Raw genomic sequence first — 14,699 nt, forward strand, 5'->3', positions numbered from 1 at the left:
ACGGGTTCTCCTCGGTTCTTCCTCGACCGCCGACCGGGTTAGCTGTCGGATTCGGGCCGGAAGAGTGGCCCTACACGGAGTCCGTCGTCTGACGGAAGCCGCGATTCACCCCGAGTCGGACTCACGTCCGTCAGTGATGGTTCCCCGGTACGCCCCGCAGGGCGATTGAGCGGTGACCCGGCGGTCCGACTCGGTGTGAGGCGGGCTGCCCGCAAGGTCTCGGAAAGGTTACGAAACCGTGTGTCGATCTGTCCACCGCGACACACATCGGTGACGACGGCGTTCCGCGGACCGGTCAGCCGGCTCGCCTGGACGCGAGATCCGTTACCGGAGAGCGCTTCTCGGTCACGATGCGGGACCGCCGGGCCGACGGGGGCGTCAACCCCGCCTCCACCAACACCTCGATGGCGGCGCGGATGTCGTCGACCTCGCGAGGAGTCGGGTCGACCGGGCCGTCGAGGTCGTCGTCGCTGATCACCGCGCCGCGCACGGGGATGAGCACAGTCATGATGCAGCCGTCACAGGCCCGGCCGCGGCCGGGGCAGGTGGCACAATCGATCCGCATTGTGATCTCCGTCTCAGTCGGGAACTCCGACGTCGTCCCGCCGTGGCGGTCCGTCGTCGCTCGAGAGGGACGCTAGACACGCCCACCGACACGTCCGCCCGGCGACGAGGATGTCCGACGGTCGAACTAGCGTTCGCCTCATGCGTCACGCAGACCACACGAGTACGGCGGCGGTGCAGCTCACGCTCGACGCCGACGTGCCCCTGAGTGCCGAGACGTTCGTGATCGTCGATCTCGAGACCACGGGCGGCAGCCCGGGACGCGACCGCATCACCGAGATCGGCGCCGTGAAGGTCCGGGGCGGTGAGGTGCTCGGCGAGTTCGCCACCCTCGTCGACCCCGGATGCGCGATCCCGCCGCACATCGTGCGGCTCACCGGCATCACCGAGGCGATGGTCTACCGCGCACCCCCGATCGAGGAGGTGCTGCCCGCGTTCCTCGAGTTCGCCCGCGACGCCGTCGTCGTCGCCCACAACGCCCGCTTCGACACCGGCTTCCTCCGCGCCGCCGCAACGGCCACGGGACACACGTTCCCCGCCCGTCGCGTCCTGTGCACCGTCCGACTGGCCCGACGGGTCCTCACCAAGGACGAGGCCCCGACCGTGAAGCTGTCGGCCCTGGCGCGTCTGTTCTCGGTGTCGACCACACCCACACACCGCGCCCTCGACGACGCGCGCGCCACCGTCGAGGTGATGCACGCGCTGTTCGAGCGGATCGGCAACCTGGGGGTCGGCACGTACCGCGAGCTGGTCGACTTCCTGCCCGGCATCCAAGCGGCACACCGCGCCAAGCGGTCGATGGTGGCCGGGCTCCCGACCACTCCCGGCGTCTACCTGTTCCGCGGGCCCTCCGAGGAGGTCCTCTATGTCGGGACCGCGACGGACCTGCGTCGTCGCACCGGGCAGTACTTCACGGGCGCGGAGACCCGGACCCGGATGCGCGAGATGATCGCGCTGGCGACCCGCGTCGACCACGTCGAGTGCGCCCATCGCCTGGAGGCCGGGGTCCGCGAGCTGCGACTGCTCGCCGCCCACCGCCCCGCCTACAACCGCCGCTCGAAGGCACCGCACGTCGGGTGGTGGGTGACGCTGACCGACGAGCCGTTCCCTCGGCTCGCGGTCACCCGCACGCCGCGATCGGTGGCCGTCGGTCCGATCCGCTCCCGGGCCGATGCCCGGGATGTCGCCGACCTGATCGCCGGCTGCTGCGGGCTGCGGACCTGCCGACACCGGATCGCCGCGTCACGCCGTCACGACTGCGCGAGCACCGCCGACGGCCGCATCCCCGTCGGCGGCTGCGCGGGCGCGGGGACCTCGACGGACGTCGAGGGTTACCGCCCCGCCGTCGAGCGCGCGCGGGCTCTCATCGTGGGCCACGACGACACCCCGTTGCGGTCGGTGCTGACGCGCATCGCCCACCTGGCCGGTGTCGAGATGTTCGAGACCGCGGCGCGGCTGCGGGACCGTCTCGCACTGACGCTGGGCGCGCTGGAGCGCTGTCAACGCCTCGCGGGGCTCTGCGCGGTCGCCGAACTCGTGGCCGCCCGCCCCGACGGCGACGGCGGCTGGCAGCTGGCCGTCGTGCGACACGGCCGGCTCGCCGCGGCAGGGGTCGCCGCGCGCGGTGTGCCGCCGCTCCCCGTCGCTCAGGCGCTGTGTGCGTCCGCCGAGACCGTGGTCCCGGAGGCGGGCCCGCTCACCGGTGCGTCGTCGGAGGAGGTCGCGCTGGTGTACCGCTGGCTGACCGAGCCGTCCGTCCGGATCGTCTGCGGGACGCACGGGTTCGCACTGCCCGTGCGGTCCGCGGCCCGGTGGTCGGACTGGCGGGACACCGTCGCCGTCGCCCGGGACCGGGCCCGCGAGCTCCGCGGCACCGACGACCACGGACGCGACTCGTCCCCCGCCGCGCGGCCGACGACCCCGACGCCGTCCCCGCGCCGCCTAGAGTTGACCGGGTGATCACGGCCATCGTCCTCATCTCCGCCGACGTCCACGCCATCGACGAGACGGCCCAGGCCGTCGCCGAGGTCGACGGTGTCCGCGAGGTCTACTCGTGCGCGGGCGACGTCGACCTGATCGCCATCGTCGCCGTGCGCGACCACGAACGCGTCGCCGCGGTCGTCACCGGGACGATCAACAAGCTGCCGGGTGTGCGCCACACGGCGACGCACATCGCGTTCAAGGCCTACTCGAGCGCCGACGTCGAGGCGGGTTTCGCGATCGGCGAGTGACCGCGACCTCGGCCGCGCAGCCGTGGGTCACGGCCGGAAGGCCGCCCACCGCGTCAGCAGCGACGCCGCCGCACCGTCGTCCACCGTGGTCGCGGCCCGGGTGATCGCCTGCGTCAGGCGATCCTCGAGGTCGGCGGCACCGTCAGCGGCGTCGAGACCATGCCCCGCGAGCGCGAGGTCGTGGGCGACGATCGCACCCGCCGCGTTGAGCAGGACGGCGTCCCGCACCGGACCACGCTCGCCGGCGAACACCGCGCGCGCCACCGAGGCGTTGCGCTCGGCGTCACCGCCGCGCAGGTCGGCCGGGTCGCAGAAGTCGACGCCGAGCCGGCGTGGGTCGAGACCGAGTTCGACGACGTCGCCGCCGGCGGCGACCCACACCGTCGAGGTGGTGGTCGTCGTCATCTCGTCGAGCCCGTCGTCACCCCGGGCGACGATGACGGTGTCACCGCGGTCGGCGAAGGCCTGCGCGACGACCGGCGCGAGATCCTCGAACGCGCACCCCACGAGGCCCGCGCCCGGTCGCGCCGGGTTGGTGAGCGGCCCCAGGACGTTGAACACCGTCGGGATCCCGAGCTCCCTGCGCGGCGCCGACGCGTAGCGCAACGCCGGGTGGAACACCGGGGCGAAACAGAAACCGATACCGACCTCGGCCACGCAGCGTGCGACGCCGACGGCGTCGAGGGTGATGTCGACACCGAGACTCTCCAGCACGTCCGCACCGCCGCTGCGGGAGGTCTGGGCCCGGTTGCCGTGTTTGACGACGGGGATCCCGGTCGCGGCGACCACGACCGACGCCATCGTCGAGATGTTCACGGTGTGCGCCCGGTCGCCGCCGGTGCCCACGATGTCGACGGCCAGACCGTCGACGGGAACCTCCACCGAGTGCGCGAGCATCTCGGCCGCGAACGCGGTCAGCTCCGCCGGCGCCGGCCCCTTGATCTTCACCGCGATGCCGAACGCCGCGATCTGGGCCGACGTCGCCGCGTCGGACATGATCTCGTTCATCGCCCACCGCGCGTCCGCCGGAGAGAGGTCCCGTCGTTGTGCCAGCGTGCCGAGGACGGTCGGCCAGCTCGCGGGGGCGCTCTGCGCGGTGCTCATGGGTGCAGAGCCTAGGCGGGGGTCACCGCGCCGGTCGCTGCCGTACCTGCCAGCCCAGCACCGTCCCCTCGTGGCGCGCGCCGAGTCCCGCCATCCTCGACCGCTCCTGGGACAGGTGGAGCGCGTCGAGCAGTTGGGGTCGCGCCAGGGCGACCACCAGCGTGTCCTCCGGCACCGCCGCGACGACCTCCTCGGGGACCTCCTCTGGGTCGACACGCCGATAGCCGTCCTGTGCTGCTGTGTTCTCCACCTCGTCGGCACGACCGGTCGGGACGGCCAGCAGATGGGTCACGACGGCTTGTCCGGACTCCTCCCAGGACGACTCCGCGAGCACTGTGGAACTCGCCGCGGCGTCGTCGAAACTCTGCGCGACCAGCACCAGCGCCGGGTCGGCGAGATCGGGCTCGGAACCGGCGGGGCCCCGCCCGAACAGACGGTCCAGACGGCGTCGCACGGCCCCCGTACGGACCGCCTTGCCGTTGAGGTCTCGGGTCATGACCAGCACTCCTGAACTGTCGGCGACTTTTTCGGTGACCCAGGTGGTCACGGGATACTACGAACCGTCATACTTCAGTCTGTGACTAGCGTTGCAGGGACCCAGGGCACAGCCATCACCTCTCGGGTGCACTCGCTGAACCGGCCGAACATGGTCAGCGTCGGCACGATCGTGTGGCTGTCCAGCGAGCTCATGTTCTTCGCGGGCCTGTTCGCGATGTACTTCGTCGCGCGGGCGAACTCGGGGGGCAACTGGCCGCCGGAGCCGACCCACCTCAATCTCTACCTGGCCATCCCGGTGACCACGGTGCTCGTGCTGTCGTCGGTGACATGCCAGATGGGCGTGTTCGCCGCCGAGCGCGGCGACGTCTTCGGCCTGCGCCGCTGGTACATCCTCACCTTCGTCATGGGGGCGTTCTTCGTCGCCGGCCAGGCGTACGAGTACCACAGCCTCGTGGAGGAGGGCACCACCCTCTCGTCGAGCGCCTACGGCTCCGTCTTCTACATGGCGACCGGTTTCCACGGTCTGCACGTCATCGGCGGTCTGGTCGCCTTCATCTTCCTGCTCATCAGGACCCGGTTGAGCAAGTTCACGCCCGCACAGGCGACGGCCGCCATCGTCGTCTCCTACTACTGGCACTTCGTCGACATCGTCTGGATCGGCCTGTTCGCCACCATCTACTTCATCCGGTGATGACGGACCGAACAGTCACGGCCCGCCGCACGCGCTCCATTCGTCACGACCAGAGAGAGCAGAGATGAGTTCTTCTCCCCCGCCCGAGCAGATCGACGGGTCCACCCCGTCGCGGACGCGGGCGACCGACGCCAAACGCGCCAAGGCACGGCGCAAGCTGCGTCGTCGCGCGAGCGGCGCCCTGCTGCTGCTCGCCGGACTCGTCGTCGCGGGAGGTCTCGCGACCGCCCTCACGCCGACCCCTCAGGTCGCCACGGCGGACGTGCAGACCAACGCCGCCCTCATCCAGGACGGCAAGAAGCTCTACGAGACCGCCTGCATCACCTGCCACGGCAGGAACCTCGACGGCGTCCAGGACCGTGGCCCCTCGCTGGTCGGTGTCGGTGACGCGTCGGTCTACTTCCAGGTGTCCTCCGGCCGCATGCCGGCGGTGCGCGGTGAGTCGCAGGCACCCCGTAAGCCACCGAAGTTCACCGACACCCAGATCGACCAGCTCGGCGCCTACGTGCAGTCGGTCGGCGGTGGCCCCACGGTGGTCTACGAGAAGAACCCCGACGGAACCGTGAAGATGAAGGACGGCTACCCCGTCCTCGCCCAGGGGACGCTGCGCGGCAACGACATCGGCCTCGGCAGTGAGCTGTTCCGGCTGAACTGTGCGTCCTGCCACAACTTCACCGGTCGTGGCGGAGCCCTGTCCTCCGGCAAGTACGCGCCCAACCTCGACCCGGCCAACGAGCAGCAGATCTACACCGCGATGCTCACCGGCCCGCAGAACATGCCGAAGTTCTCCGATCGCCAGCTCACGCCCGGCGAGAAGAAGGACATCATCGGCTACATCAAGTACGCCACCACCAACAACCCGCAGGGCGGCTACGCGCTCGGCGGCTTCGGGCCGGTGTCCGAGGGCATGGCGATGTGGGTCATCGGCGTGATCGCAGTGGTCGCTGCCGCGATGTGGATTGGATCCCGTTCATGAGCGACGAGAAGACGACACCGGAGAACCCGGAGGGCACCAACCACCCTCCGACGTTCACCAAGGACCAGCTCGACGCGATGAGCAACGACGAGCTCGTCAAACTCGGTACGAACCTCGACGGTGTCGAGATCATCTACCGCCGTGAGCGCTTCCCCACCCCGGGGACGAAGGCCGAGAAGCGCGCCGAGCGCTCGATCGCCTTCTGGTTCGCACTGGCGGGTGTCTCCGCACTGGCGTGCTTCGTGATCTTCGCGTTCAACCACTGGCAGTTCGTCATGCCCGACGGCAAGAACTACCTGCTGTACACCCTGAACACCCCGCTGCTGGGCATCACCTTCGGACTGTCGATCCTCGCGGTCGGCATCGGCCTGGTGCAGTACACGAAGAAGTTCATCCCCGAGGAGATCTCGGTCCAGGACCGGCACGACGGCGGATCGAACGACGTCGACAGGGCCACCACCGCGGCGCTGCTGGCCAACGCCGGGAGCACGTCGACGATCGCCCGCCGGAAGATGATCATCGGCTCGGCGGCGTTCGGTCTGACCGCGTTCGCGTTCACCGGTGTCGTCGCCCTCTTCGGCGGGATCGTCAAGAACCCGTGGGCCAAGGGCAAGGACGCCCCGCTGTGGCACAGCGGCTGGTCGCCGATCTACAACGACCCGAAGACGCCGAACGAGACGGTCTTCCTGCGTCGCGACACCGGCGACCCGTCACAGGTCGTCCTGGTCCGGCCCGAGGATCTCGACGCCGGCGGCATGGAGACCGTCTTCCCGTGGCGTCTGTCCGACGGCTTCGGTGAGACCGAGGAGTCGCGGGAGAAGCTGAACCAGGGCCTCAAGGCCGTCCGCAACCCGACGATGCTGATCCGACTGCGCCCCTCCGACACCGCGAAGGTGATCAAGCGTCAGGGTCAGGAGAGCTTCAACTACGGCGACTACTTCGCCTACACGAAGGTCTGCTCGCACCTGGGCTGCCCGTGCTCGCTCTACGAGCAGCAGACCAACCGCATCCTCTGCCCCTGCCACCAGAGCCAGTTCGACGCACTGGAGTACGCGAAGCCGATCTTCGGCCCGGCGGCCCGTGCCCTGGCACAACTCCCGATCACCGTGAACAATCAGGGATACATGGTCGCGGCGGGTGACTACATCGAGCCTGTGGGACCGGCGTTCTGGGAACGCGGCCAAGGGAAGGACAAGCCATGAGTGCCATCGCGGATCGCGCGGCTCACCAGGCGAACGAAGTCGACTCGCGGTATCACCTCGCGCCGGGCATGCGTCGGCAGATCAACAAGGTCTTCCCGACCCACTGGTCGTTCCTGCTCGGTGAGATCGCGCTGTACAGCTTCGTCATCCTGCTGATCTCCGGCGTCTACCTGACCCTCTTCTTCGACCCGTCGATGGCGGAGGTGACCTACCACGGGTCCTACCAGCCGCTCAACGGCGTCCAGATGAGCCGGGCGTACGCCACCGCGCTCGACATCTCGTTCGACGTGCGCGGCGGACTATTCGTCCGTCAGATCCACCACTGGGCGGCGCTGCTGTTCGCGGCCGCGATCATCGTGCACATGGCGCGCATCTTCTTCACCGGTGCGTTCCGTCGCCCGCGTGAGGCGAACTGGGTCATCGGCTGCGTGCTGCTGCTCCTGGCGATGTTCGAGGGCTTCTTCGGCTACTCGCTCCCGGACGACCTGCTCTCGGGTACCGGCGTCCGCGCCGCCATGTCGGGCATCGTGCTGGGCATCCCGGTGGTCGGCACCTGGCTCCACTGGGCTCTGTTCGGCGGAGACTTCCCGGGCGAGATCATCATCCCGCGTCTGTACATCCTCCACGTGCTGCTCTTCCCGGGCATCATCCTGGCGCTGATCGGCGCGCACCTGGCGTTGGTCTGGTACCAGAAGCACACCCAGTTCCCCGGCCCCGGCCGCACCGAGAAGAACGTCGTCGGCGTGCGCATCCTCCCGGTGTTCGCGGTGAAGTCGGGCGCGTTCTTCGCCGTCACGTTCGGCGTGCTGGCGATCATGGCCGGTGTGCTGCAGATCAACCCGATCTGGACGATCGGCCCGTACAACCCGGCACACGTCTCGGCCGGATCCCAGCCGGACATCTACATGATGTGGACCGACGGTCTGGCCCGACTGATGCCGGCCTGGGAGATCTACTTCGGGAACAAGTACATGATCCCGGCCATCTTCTGGGTGGTGCTGCTGATCGGTGTGATCATCACCGTGATGGTGGCCTACCCGTGGATCGAGAAGCGGCTCACCGGCGACGATGCGCACCACAACCTGCTGCAGCGTCCGCGTGACGTCCCGGTGCGTACCGGCATCGGTGCGATGGCTCTCGGGTTCTACATCGTGCTGACGCTGTCGTGCATGAACGACATCATCGCGCTGAAGTTCCACATCTCCCTCAACGCGACGACGTGGATGGGCCGTATCGGACTGATCATCGTGCCGCCGCTGGCGTACTACATCGCCTACCGCTGGGCACTCGCGTTGCAGCGCAGTGACCGTGCGGTGCTCGAGCACGGCATCGAGACCGGCATCATCAAGCGGATGCCGCAGGGCGAGTACATCGAGGTGCACCAGCCGCTCGGCCCGGTCGACAGCCACGGCCACCCCATCCCACTCCCCTACGAGGGTGCGGCGTTGCCCAAGCGGATGAACAAGCTGGGCTCGGCGGGCTCGCCGGGTACCGGTTCGCTCATGCTGGCCGACCCGCCGGAGGAGCAGCAGCGCAACCGCGAGATCGAGCACGAGAACCATCGTGCCGAGCACGAGGCGCTCTCCGACCTCCAGTCGAAGGGCGGGCGGATGCTCGAGTGACCTGACGGTCACCGGACAACGGACGACGGCGGCGGATCCTCACGGATCCGCCGCCGTCGTCGTCTGTGAGCACCGATCGGCCGGCGCGAAGTGTCGTCTCCGGGGGCGCTCCCCTCCCCCACCCCACTCGTGACCGTCCCCGTCGTCGAGCACCCGACTCCGTTCGTTGGGCACCAGGGACCGTTCGTTGGGCACCAGGAGCCGTTCGTCGGGCACCAGGGACCGTTCGTCGGGCACCAGGAGCCGTTCGTTGGGCACCAGGGACCGTTCGTTGGGCAGTGGGAGCTCAGTGGTTCATGGACGACATGGGCGCCGCGGAACGGATCGACCACACTGACCGATCTCCACGGCACGACGGCTGGCTACGCAGCGACGAACCGCCCAACGGACGGTTCCTGGCGCCCAACAGACGGCCTCTGGTGCCCGACAGTCGGGAGTGGGTGACTACCAGGGGTCCCCGGGCCGGTCGTCGACGACGAGGAGCGCAGTGTGGTCACCGGCGAGGGCAACGGTTCCCGAGGCACCCCGGATCATGACCGCACCGCGGGCGTCGGGGGTGGGAGTCACGGTGCCGTCCGGAGCGCGGACGGCCAGTGGTCCGCTCCACTCGACCCATCCCAGCGCGACGTAGAGGGGTGCACCGGCATCGGTGGCGGCGAGGATCCCGATGTCGTAGGGCGCGAGCAGCTCGTCGACGGCCCGCATCAGCGCGACGCCGACTCCGCGTCGGCGCGCCGAGGACGACACCGCGACGGCCTCGACGTACCCGCAGGAGCGCTCGTGTCCGTCGACCACGGCACGGCGTGGCACCACCGATGCGTGTCCGATCAGATGGCCGTCGAGGTCGGCGAGGACGTGCACGCCGCCGAGAGCGTGGTCCCAGTCGGCGTCGGTGAAGTCTCCCGCGAACGCATCGTCGAGGAGCATGCGCAGCGACCGCCGGTCATCCGGCTGGAGTGCGGTGGTGCAGAGACGCCGAAGGACAGGTGCCTCGGCACCTGCCCTTCGGGGACGATCTGCGTTCAGTGCTTCTCGGGACCGACGTGGTACTCCATGACCAACCCGCCGACCGAGGCGATGATCGCCACGGCGCCCACCGCGACCAGCCAGAAGTTCGACGTCGCCATCGCGACACCGAGCAGCGCGGCACTGCCGGCCATCAGGATCGGCCACCAGCTGCCCGGGCTGAAGAAGCCCAGTTCGCCTGCGCCGTCCTCGATCTCGGCCTCTTCGTAGTCCTCCGGGCGGATGTCGACACGACGTGCGACGAACCGGAAGTACGTGCCGATGATCAGGGTCAGACCACCGGTCATGACCATGCCGGTCACGCCGACCCACTCGACATTCTTGCTCGACAGGCCGGACGCGACGCCGTAGATGATCGACGCCCCGAAGAAGAAGACGGTCAGGACCTCGAAGAGCCGGGCTTCGATCTTCACGATTGCGCTCCTACGGTGCAGCCGGGAATTGTCGTGTTGGACGATGACCCACCCGACGCGATCGCCGACACCGAGCCGTTCGTCGCGCGTCGCGAGTCGAACGGACGCGTCGTCACCGAGACCGGGGTCTCGCAGATGCTCTGCAGCGCCTGCGCATTGGTGGCGTTGGGGTTCGCGGCGCGGTACGCGATGTACCGGTCGAACTTGTCCTTCGACACCGCACGGACCTCGAAGTTCATCATCGAGTGATACGTGCCGCACATCTCGGCGCATCGTCCGACGAACGCACCTGTCCGGTCGATCGAGCTGACCTGCCACCGGTTGTCGGTGTGGTTCTGCTTCGGGAACGGGAAGACGTCGCGCTTGAAGAGGAACTCCGGCACCCAGAACGAGTGGATGACGTCGGCCGATGCCTGCTCGAACTCGATCCGCTCACCGACCGGCAGCACCAGCACGGGGACCTCTTCCGAGGTTCCGACGGTCTCGATGCGGTCGAACTTCAGGTAGTTGCGGATGTCGTCGTTGCGACCGTTGGCGGGGCCGGGGATCTCCTCGCCCTCCTTGTTCAGCTCCGTCTGCTGCAGGTCGTACGGGCTGCCGTTGCGGAGGAAACCGTTGTAGGTGGAGCCGTCGGCCATCTCCACAGTGCGGTAGCCGAACTTCCAGTTCCACTGGAAGGCCGTGATGTCGACGACGACCTTCGGGTCGGACTTCTTCGCCTCGACGTGGTTCTGCACGATGATCGTGAAGTAGAAGAGCACCGCGATGATCACGAACGGGATCGCCGTGTAGGTCAGCTCGAGCGGCACGTTGTAGGCCGTCTGCCGGGGGAACTCGTCCTCGGCCGTCGCCGGCGCGTTGCGCTTGCGACGGTGGAACGTGATCGTCCAGAACGTCAGTCCCCAGACGATGATGCCCATCACCAGTGCCGCGATCACCGACCACGTCCACAGGTGCCGCATGTCCTCGGCCTCGGGGGTGATGCCCTCGGGCCACCCGAACCGCATCGCCTCCTGGGCGGAACACCCCGACATCAGCAGGGCGGTCAGCCCCAGCGCGACGACGGCGCCGATCTGCTTGAACCGGCGGCGGCCCGAGGCGTTCGCCTGTCGGGACCGATCTCCGTGAGTCACCATCCACGCCTTCCGCATGTGAAACCACCACTGCCCTGGGCATACGCCTCCGACGAGGAGGGAACGCGCCGCCCGTGTACTACGCAGCGTAGACCAACGTGGGCGGCCTTTCGTGATCGGGTTCTGGCGGGGCGCGCGGGAATCGTGGCCACCTCGACGGTGGGGCATACTCGAGGACCGGCGGCGGTCGGACGAGGCGGCCGGAGACGACGTCGAATCGAAAGGACGCGCCGATGTGCGGGCTCGTGGGACTGCTGACCGCCGACCGGACGGGTGATGCCGCCGCGGCGCACCTCCCCGACGCGGTCCACTGCATGCGCCACCGCGGTCCCGACGATCCGGGCATCTGGAACGACGCCGATCTGGCGCTCGGGTTCAACCGCCTGTCGATCATCGACATCGACCACTCGCACCAGCCGTTGCGGTGGGGACCGCCGGAGTCCCCGGAGCGGTACGCACTGGTCTACAACGGCGAGGTCTACAACTACCTCGAGCTGCGGGAGCAGTTGCAGCGCGACGAGGGTGCGGTGTTCCGCACCGAGGGCGACGGCGAGGCCGTCGTCGCGGCGTTCCACCACTGGGGTCCCGACAGCGTCTCGCGACTGCGGGGCATGTTCGCGTTCGCGATCTGGGACACCGAGACGTCGAGCCTGTTCCTCGCCCGCGACCGCTTCGGCATCAAGCCCCTGTTCCTCGCGACCGGCCCGGGCGGGACCGTCTTCGCCAGCGAGAAGAAGAGCGTCCTGGACCTGCTCGAGGCGGTCGGGCTCGGAACCGACCTCGACCTGCGTGCCGTCGAGCACTACACGGTGCTGCAGTACGTGCCCGAGCCGGAGACCCTGCATCGCGACATCACCCGCCTCGAGTCCGGCTGTCACGCGACGGTGACACCGGGTGGGTCACCAGTCGTCCGTCGCTACTTCACGCCGCAGTTCGTCTCGACGCCCGTTCCCGACGGCGGCGCGCAGGCACGCTACGACGAGATCGCCGACGTGCTGTCGGACTCGGTCGCCAAGCACATGCGCGCCGACGTCACGGTGGGGTCGTTCCTCTCCGGTGGCATCGACTCGACGGCGATCGCCGCGCTGGCGATCCGTCACAACCCCGACCTGATCACGTTCACCACCGGCTTCGAGCGTGAGGGGTACTCCGAGGTCGACGTGGCCGCCGAGTCGGCGGCGGCGATCGGCGCCCGTCACGTCGTGAAGGTCGTCTCGCCGGCCGAGTTCGCCGCCTCCATCCCCGAGATCGTCTGGTACCTCGACGACCCGGTCGCCGACCCCGCACTGGTGCCGCTCTACTTCGTGGCCAAGGAGGCCCGCAAGCACGTCAAGGTGGTGCTCTCCGGCGAGGGCGCCGACGAGCTGTTCGGCGGCTACACGATCTACAAGGAGCCGCTCTCGCTCGCGCCTTTCGACCGCCTCCCGGGCGGTCTGCGACGCGCGGCGGGGCGACTGTCCGACCGCATCCCCGAGGGCACGCGGGGCAAGAGCCTGCTGCACCGCGGGTCGATGACCCTGGAGCAGCGGTACTACGGCAACGCCCGCAGCTTCGACGACGCCCGGCTGCGTGCGGTGCTGAAGACCTACCGCCCCGAGTGGACGCACACCGACGTCACCGCCGACATCTACGCGACCACCCAGGGGTGGGATCCGGTCGCGCGCATGCAGCACATCGACCTGTTCACGTGGCTGCGTGGCGACATCCTCGTCAAGGCCGACAAGATGACGATGGCGAACTCACTGGAGCTGCGCGTGCCGTTCCTCGACCCCGAGGTGTTCGACGTGGCGCGGCGGCTGCCGACCGAGGAGAAGATCGCGCACGGTACGACGAAGTACGCGCTGCGACGGGCGCTGGAGCAGATCGTCCCGGCGCACGTGTTGCACCGCAAGAAGCTGGGTTTCCCGGTGCCGCTGCGGCATTGGCTCGCCGGCACCGAACTGCACGACTGGGCGCGGGAGACGATCGCCGCGTCGGGCGCGGGGCACATCGTCGATCTGCAGGCGGTGTCGGCGATGCTCGACGAGCACCGGGCGGGCACCGTCGACAACAGCCGACGACTGTGGACCGTGCTGGTGTTCCTGGTGTGGCACGGCATCTTCGTCGAGGGGTCGATCGTCCCCGACATCGCCGACCACACCTACCCCGTGCGGCTGTAGTCCACACGGGGTGGTGGGGCGTCAGGGGACGATCGCGCCGATCTCCGCCGCGGCGTCCGCGCCGTAGGTCTCCTCGAGGCGGGCCAGGGCGCTGTCGCGGTCCCAGGTCCAGTCCTGCGGCGCGACGGTCTCGAGGACACAGGTCGCGATGAGCGCGCCGAGCTGTGCGCTCCGCTCGAAGGACAGCCCCTTCTGCTGGGCGAAGAGGAACCCGGCGCGGAAGCCGTCGCCGACACCTGTCGGGTCGACCTTCTCCCTGGCCGGGACGACGTCGACGTGGGTGACGGTGCCGTCCTTGTCGACGATGTCGGCTCCGTCGCCACCGAGGGTGGTGACGCGGGTGGTGACCATCGCGGCGACCTCGTCGGCGCTCAGGCCGGTCTTCTTCTGCAGCAGGCCCCACTCGTACTCGTTGGTGAGCAGGTACTCCGCCCCGTCGATGAGGGTGCGGATCTGGTCGCCGTCGAGCAGGGCCAGCTGCTGGGAGGGGTCCGCCGCGAACGGGATCTCGAGGTCCCGGCAGGACTGGCTGTGCTGGGTCATCGCGACCGGGTCGTCGGCGCCGATGAGCACCAGGTCCGGGCGTCCGTACTCGTCGGAGAGGTCGGACAGGGAGATCTGCCGGGCGTCGGCCATCGCGCCGACGTAGAAGCTGGCGAGCTGGGCCATGTCGTCGTCGGTGGTGCACATGAACCGCGCGGTGTGCGCCGAGGTCGACGTGCGCACGCCACTGCAGTCGACGCCGTTGGACGTCAGCCACTCGCGGTAGTCGTCGAAGTCGGAACCGACGGCGCCGACCAGCATCGGCGACGCGCCGAGCAGCCCGAGCCCGTACGAGATGTTGCCGCCCACGCCACCGCGTCGGACCACGAGGTCCTCGACCAGGAAGCTCAGCGAGATGTGGTGCAGGTGTTCGGCGAGCAGCTGCTCGGAGAACTTGCCCTTGAACCGCATCAGATGGTCGGTCGCGATCGAGCCGCAGATGGCGATGGCCACGGTGGAAGAACCCTTTCGTCGGGATCGGTCGAGCGCCAACGCTACTGCAACGGCAGTGGGCCCCACCGTCTCGGTGGGGGCCAC

General features: G+C 69.0%; 15 protein-coding genes and 1 riboswitch. Of the genes, 7 read left to right on the top strand and 8 right to left on the bottom strand.

Features of this window, described 5'->3' with window-relative positions:
• Positions 1-12 precede the first annotated feature (12 nt).
• Positions 13-182: riboswitch (cyclic di-AMP (ydaO/yuaA leader) on the bottom strand.
• A gap of 113 nt (positions 183-295) precedes the next feature.
• Positions 296-508: a hypothetical protein gene (locus tag ACXVUM_RS20250; RefSeq protein WP_458523727.1), complete on the bottom strand. Its 213-nt coding sequence runs from the start codon at positions 506-508 to the stop codon at positions 296-298.
• 197 nt (positions 509-705) lie between these two features.
• Here ACXVUM_RS20250 and ACXVUM_RS20255 point away from each other — a divergent pair, with 197 nt between their 5' ends.
• Both ACXVUM_RS20255 and ACXVUM_RS20260 read left to right on the top strand, forming a co-directional pair.
• Complete coding sequence (locus ACXVUM_RS20255) at positions 706-2,523, top strand: DEDD exonuclease domain-containing protein (RefSeq protein ID WP_458523728.1); 1,818 nt, start codon at positions 706-708, stop codon at positions 2,521-2,523.
• A complete protein-coding gene (locus tag ACXVUM_RS20260) occupies positions 2,520-2,795 on the top strand; it encodes an Lrp/AsnC family transcriptional regulator (RefSeq protein ID WP_458523729.1) in 276 nt (91 codons plus the stop codon). The genes ACXVUM_RS20255 and ACXVUM_RS20260 overlap by 4 nt, the downstream gene beginning before the upstream one ends.
• 27 nt (positions 2,796-2,822) lie before the next feature.
• Here ACXVUM_RS20260 and trpD read toward each other — a convergent pair whose 3' ends face one another.
• Positions 2,823-3,899, bottom strand: coding sequence for an anthranilate phosphoribosyltransferase (gene trpD / locus ACXVUM_RS20265; RefSeq protein ID WP_458523730.1), 1,077 nt, complete (start codon positions 3,897-3,899; stop codon positions 2,823-2,825).
• Positions 3,900-3,921: 22 nt separating this feature from the next.
• The gene (locus tag ACXVUM_RS20270; RefSeq protein ID WP_458523731.1) at positions 3,922-4,395 is read right to left on the bottom strand and encodes a hypothetical protein; all 474 of its coding nucleotides are present in this window, start codon (positions 4,393-4,395) and stop codon (positions 3,922-3,924) included.
• Between the two features lie 81 nt (positions 4,396-4,476).
• Here ACXVUM_RS20270 and ctaE point away from each other — a divergent pair, with 81 nt between their 5' ends.
• From ctaE to qcrB, 4 genes are all read left to right on the top strand, one after another.
• Positions 4,477-5,088, top strand: coding sequence for an aa3-type cytochrome oxidase subunit III (gene ctaE, locus ACXVUM_RS20275; RefSeq protein ID WP_458523732.1), 612 nt, complete (start codon positions 4,477-4,479; stop codon positions 5,086-5,088).
• A gap of 64 nt (positions 5,089-5,152) precedes the next feature.
• A complete protein-coding gene (gene qcrC, locus ACXVUM_RS20280; RefSeq protein ID WP_458523733.1) occupies positions 5,153-6,064 on the top strand; it encodes a cytochrome bc1 complex diheme cytochrome c subunit in 912 nt (303 codons plus the stop codon).
• Positions 6,061-7,266, top strand: a complete 1,206-nt coding sequence (gene qcrA / locus ACXVUM_RS20285) for a cytochrome bc1 complex Rieske iron-sulfur subunit (protein WP_458523734.1) — start codon at positions 6,061-6,063, stop codon at positions 7,264-7,266. The genes qcrC and qcrA overlap by 4 nt, the downstream gene beginning before the upstream one ends.
• Positions 7,263-8,888, top strand: coding sequence for a cytochrome bc1 complex cytochrome b subunit (gene qcrB / locus ACXVUM_RS20290; protein WP_458523735.1), 1,626 nt, complete (start codon positions 7,263-7,265; stop codon positions 8,886-8,888). The genes qcrA and qcrB overlap by 4 nt, the downstream gene beginning before the upstream one ends.
• 39 nt (positions 8,889-8,927) lie before the next feature.
• Here qcrB and ACXVUM_RS20295 read toward each other — a convergent pair whose 3' ends face one another.
• From ACXVUM_RS20295 to ctaC, 4 genes are all read right to left on the bottom strand, one after another.
• On the bottom strand, positions 8,928-9,146 hold the full coding sequence (locus tag ACXVUM_RS20295) for a hypothetical protein (RefSeq protein ID WP_458523736.1): 219 nt from the start codon (positions 9,144-9,146) through the stop codon (positions 8,928-8,930).
• A 186-nt stretch (positions 9,147-9,332) separates the two neighbouring features.
• On the bottom strand, positions 9,333-9,914 hold the full coding sequence (locus ACXVUM_RS20300; RefSeq protein ID WP_458523793.1) for a GNAT family N-acetyltransferase: 582 nt from the start codon (positions 9,912-9,914) through the stop codon (positions 9,333-9,335).
• The gene (locus ACXVUM_RS20305; protein ID WP_458523737.1) at positions 9,911-10,327 is read right to left on the bottom strand and encodes a cytochrome c oxidase subunit 4; all 417 of its coding nucleotides are present in this window, start codon (positions 10,325-10,327) and stop codon (positions 9,911-9,913) included. The genes ACXVUM_RS20300 and ACXVUM_RS20305 overlap by 4 nt, the downstream gene beginning before the upstream one ends.
• Positions 10,324-11,463, bottom strand: a complete 1,140-nt coding sequence (gene ctaC / locus ACXVUM_RS20310) for an aa3-type cytochrome oxidase subunit II (protein ID WP_458523738.1) — start codon at positions 11,461-11,463, stop codon at positions 10,324-10,326. The genes ACXVUM_RS20305 and ctaC overlap by 4 nt, the downstream gene beginning before the upstream one ends.
• A gap of 230 nt (positions 11,464-11,693) precedes the next feature.
• Here ctaC and asnB point away from each other — a divergent pair, with 230 nt between their 5' ends.
• Positions 11,694-13,619 (top strand): asparagine synthase (glutamine-hydrolyzing), encoded by a 1,926-nt coding sequence (gene asnB / locus ACXVUM_RS20315; protein ID WP_458523739.1) that lies wholly within the window; start codon positions 11,694-11,696, stop codon positions 13,617-13,619.
• Positions 13,620-13,640: 21 nt separating this feature from the next.
• Here the strand turns inward: asnB and ACXVUM_RS20320 are convergent, their stop codons facing one another.
• A complete protein-coding gene (locus ACXVUM_RS20320) occupies positions 13,641-14,615 on the bottom strand; it encodes a carbohydrate kinase family protein (RefSeq protein ID WP_458523740.1) in 975 nt (324 codons plus the stop codon).
• Positions 14,616-14,699: the final 84 nt, after the last annotated feature.

It is taken from the genome of Williamsia sp. SKLECPSW1 (genome assembly GCF_054332755.1).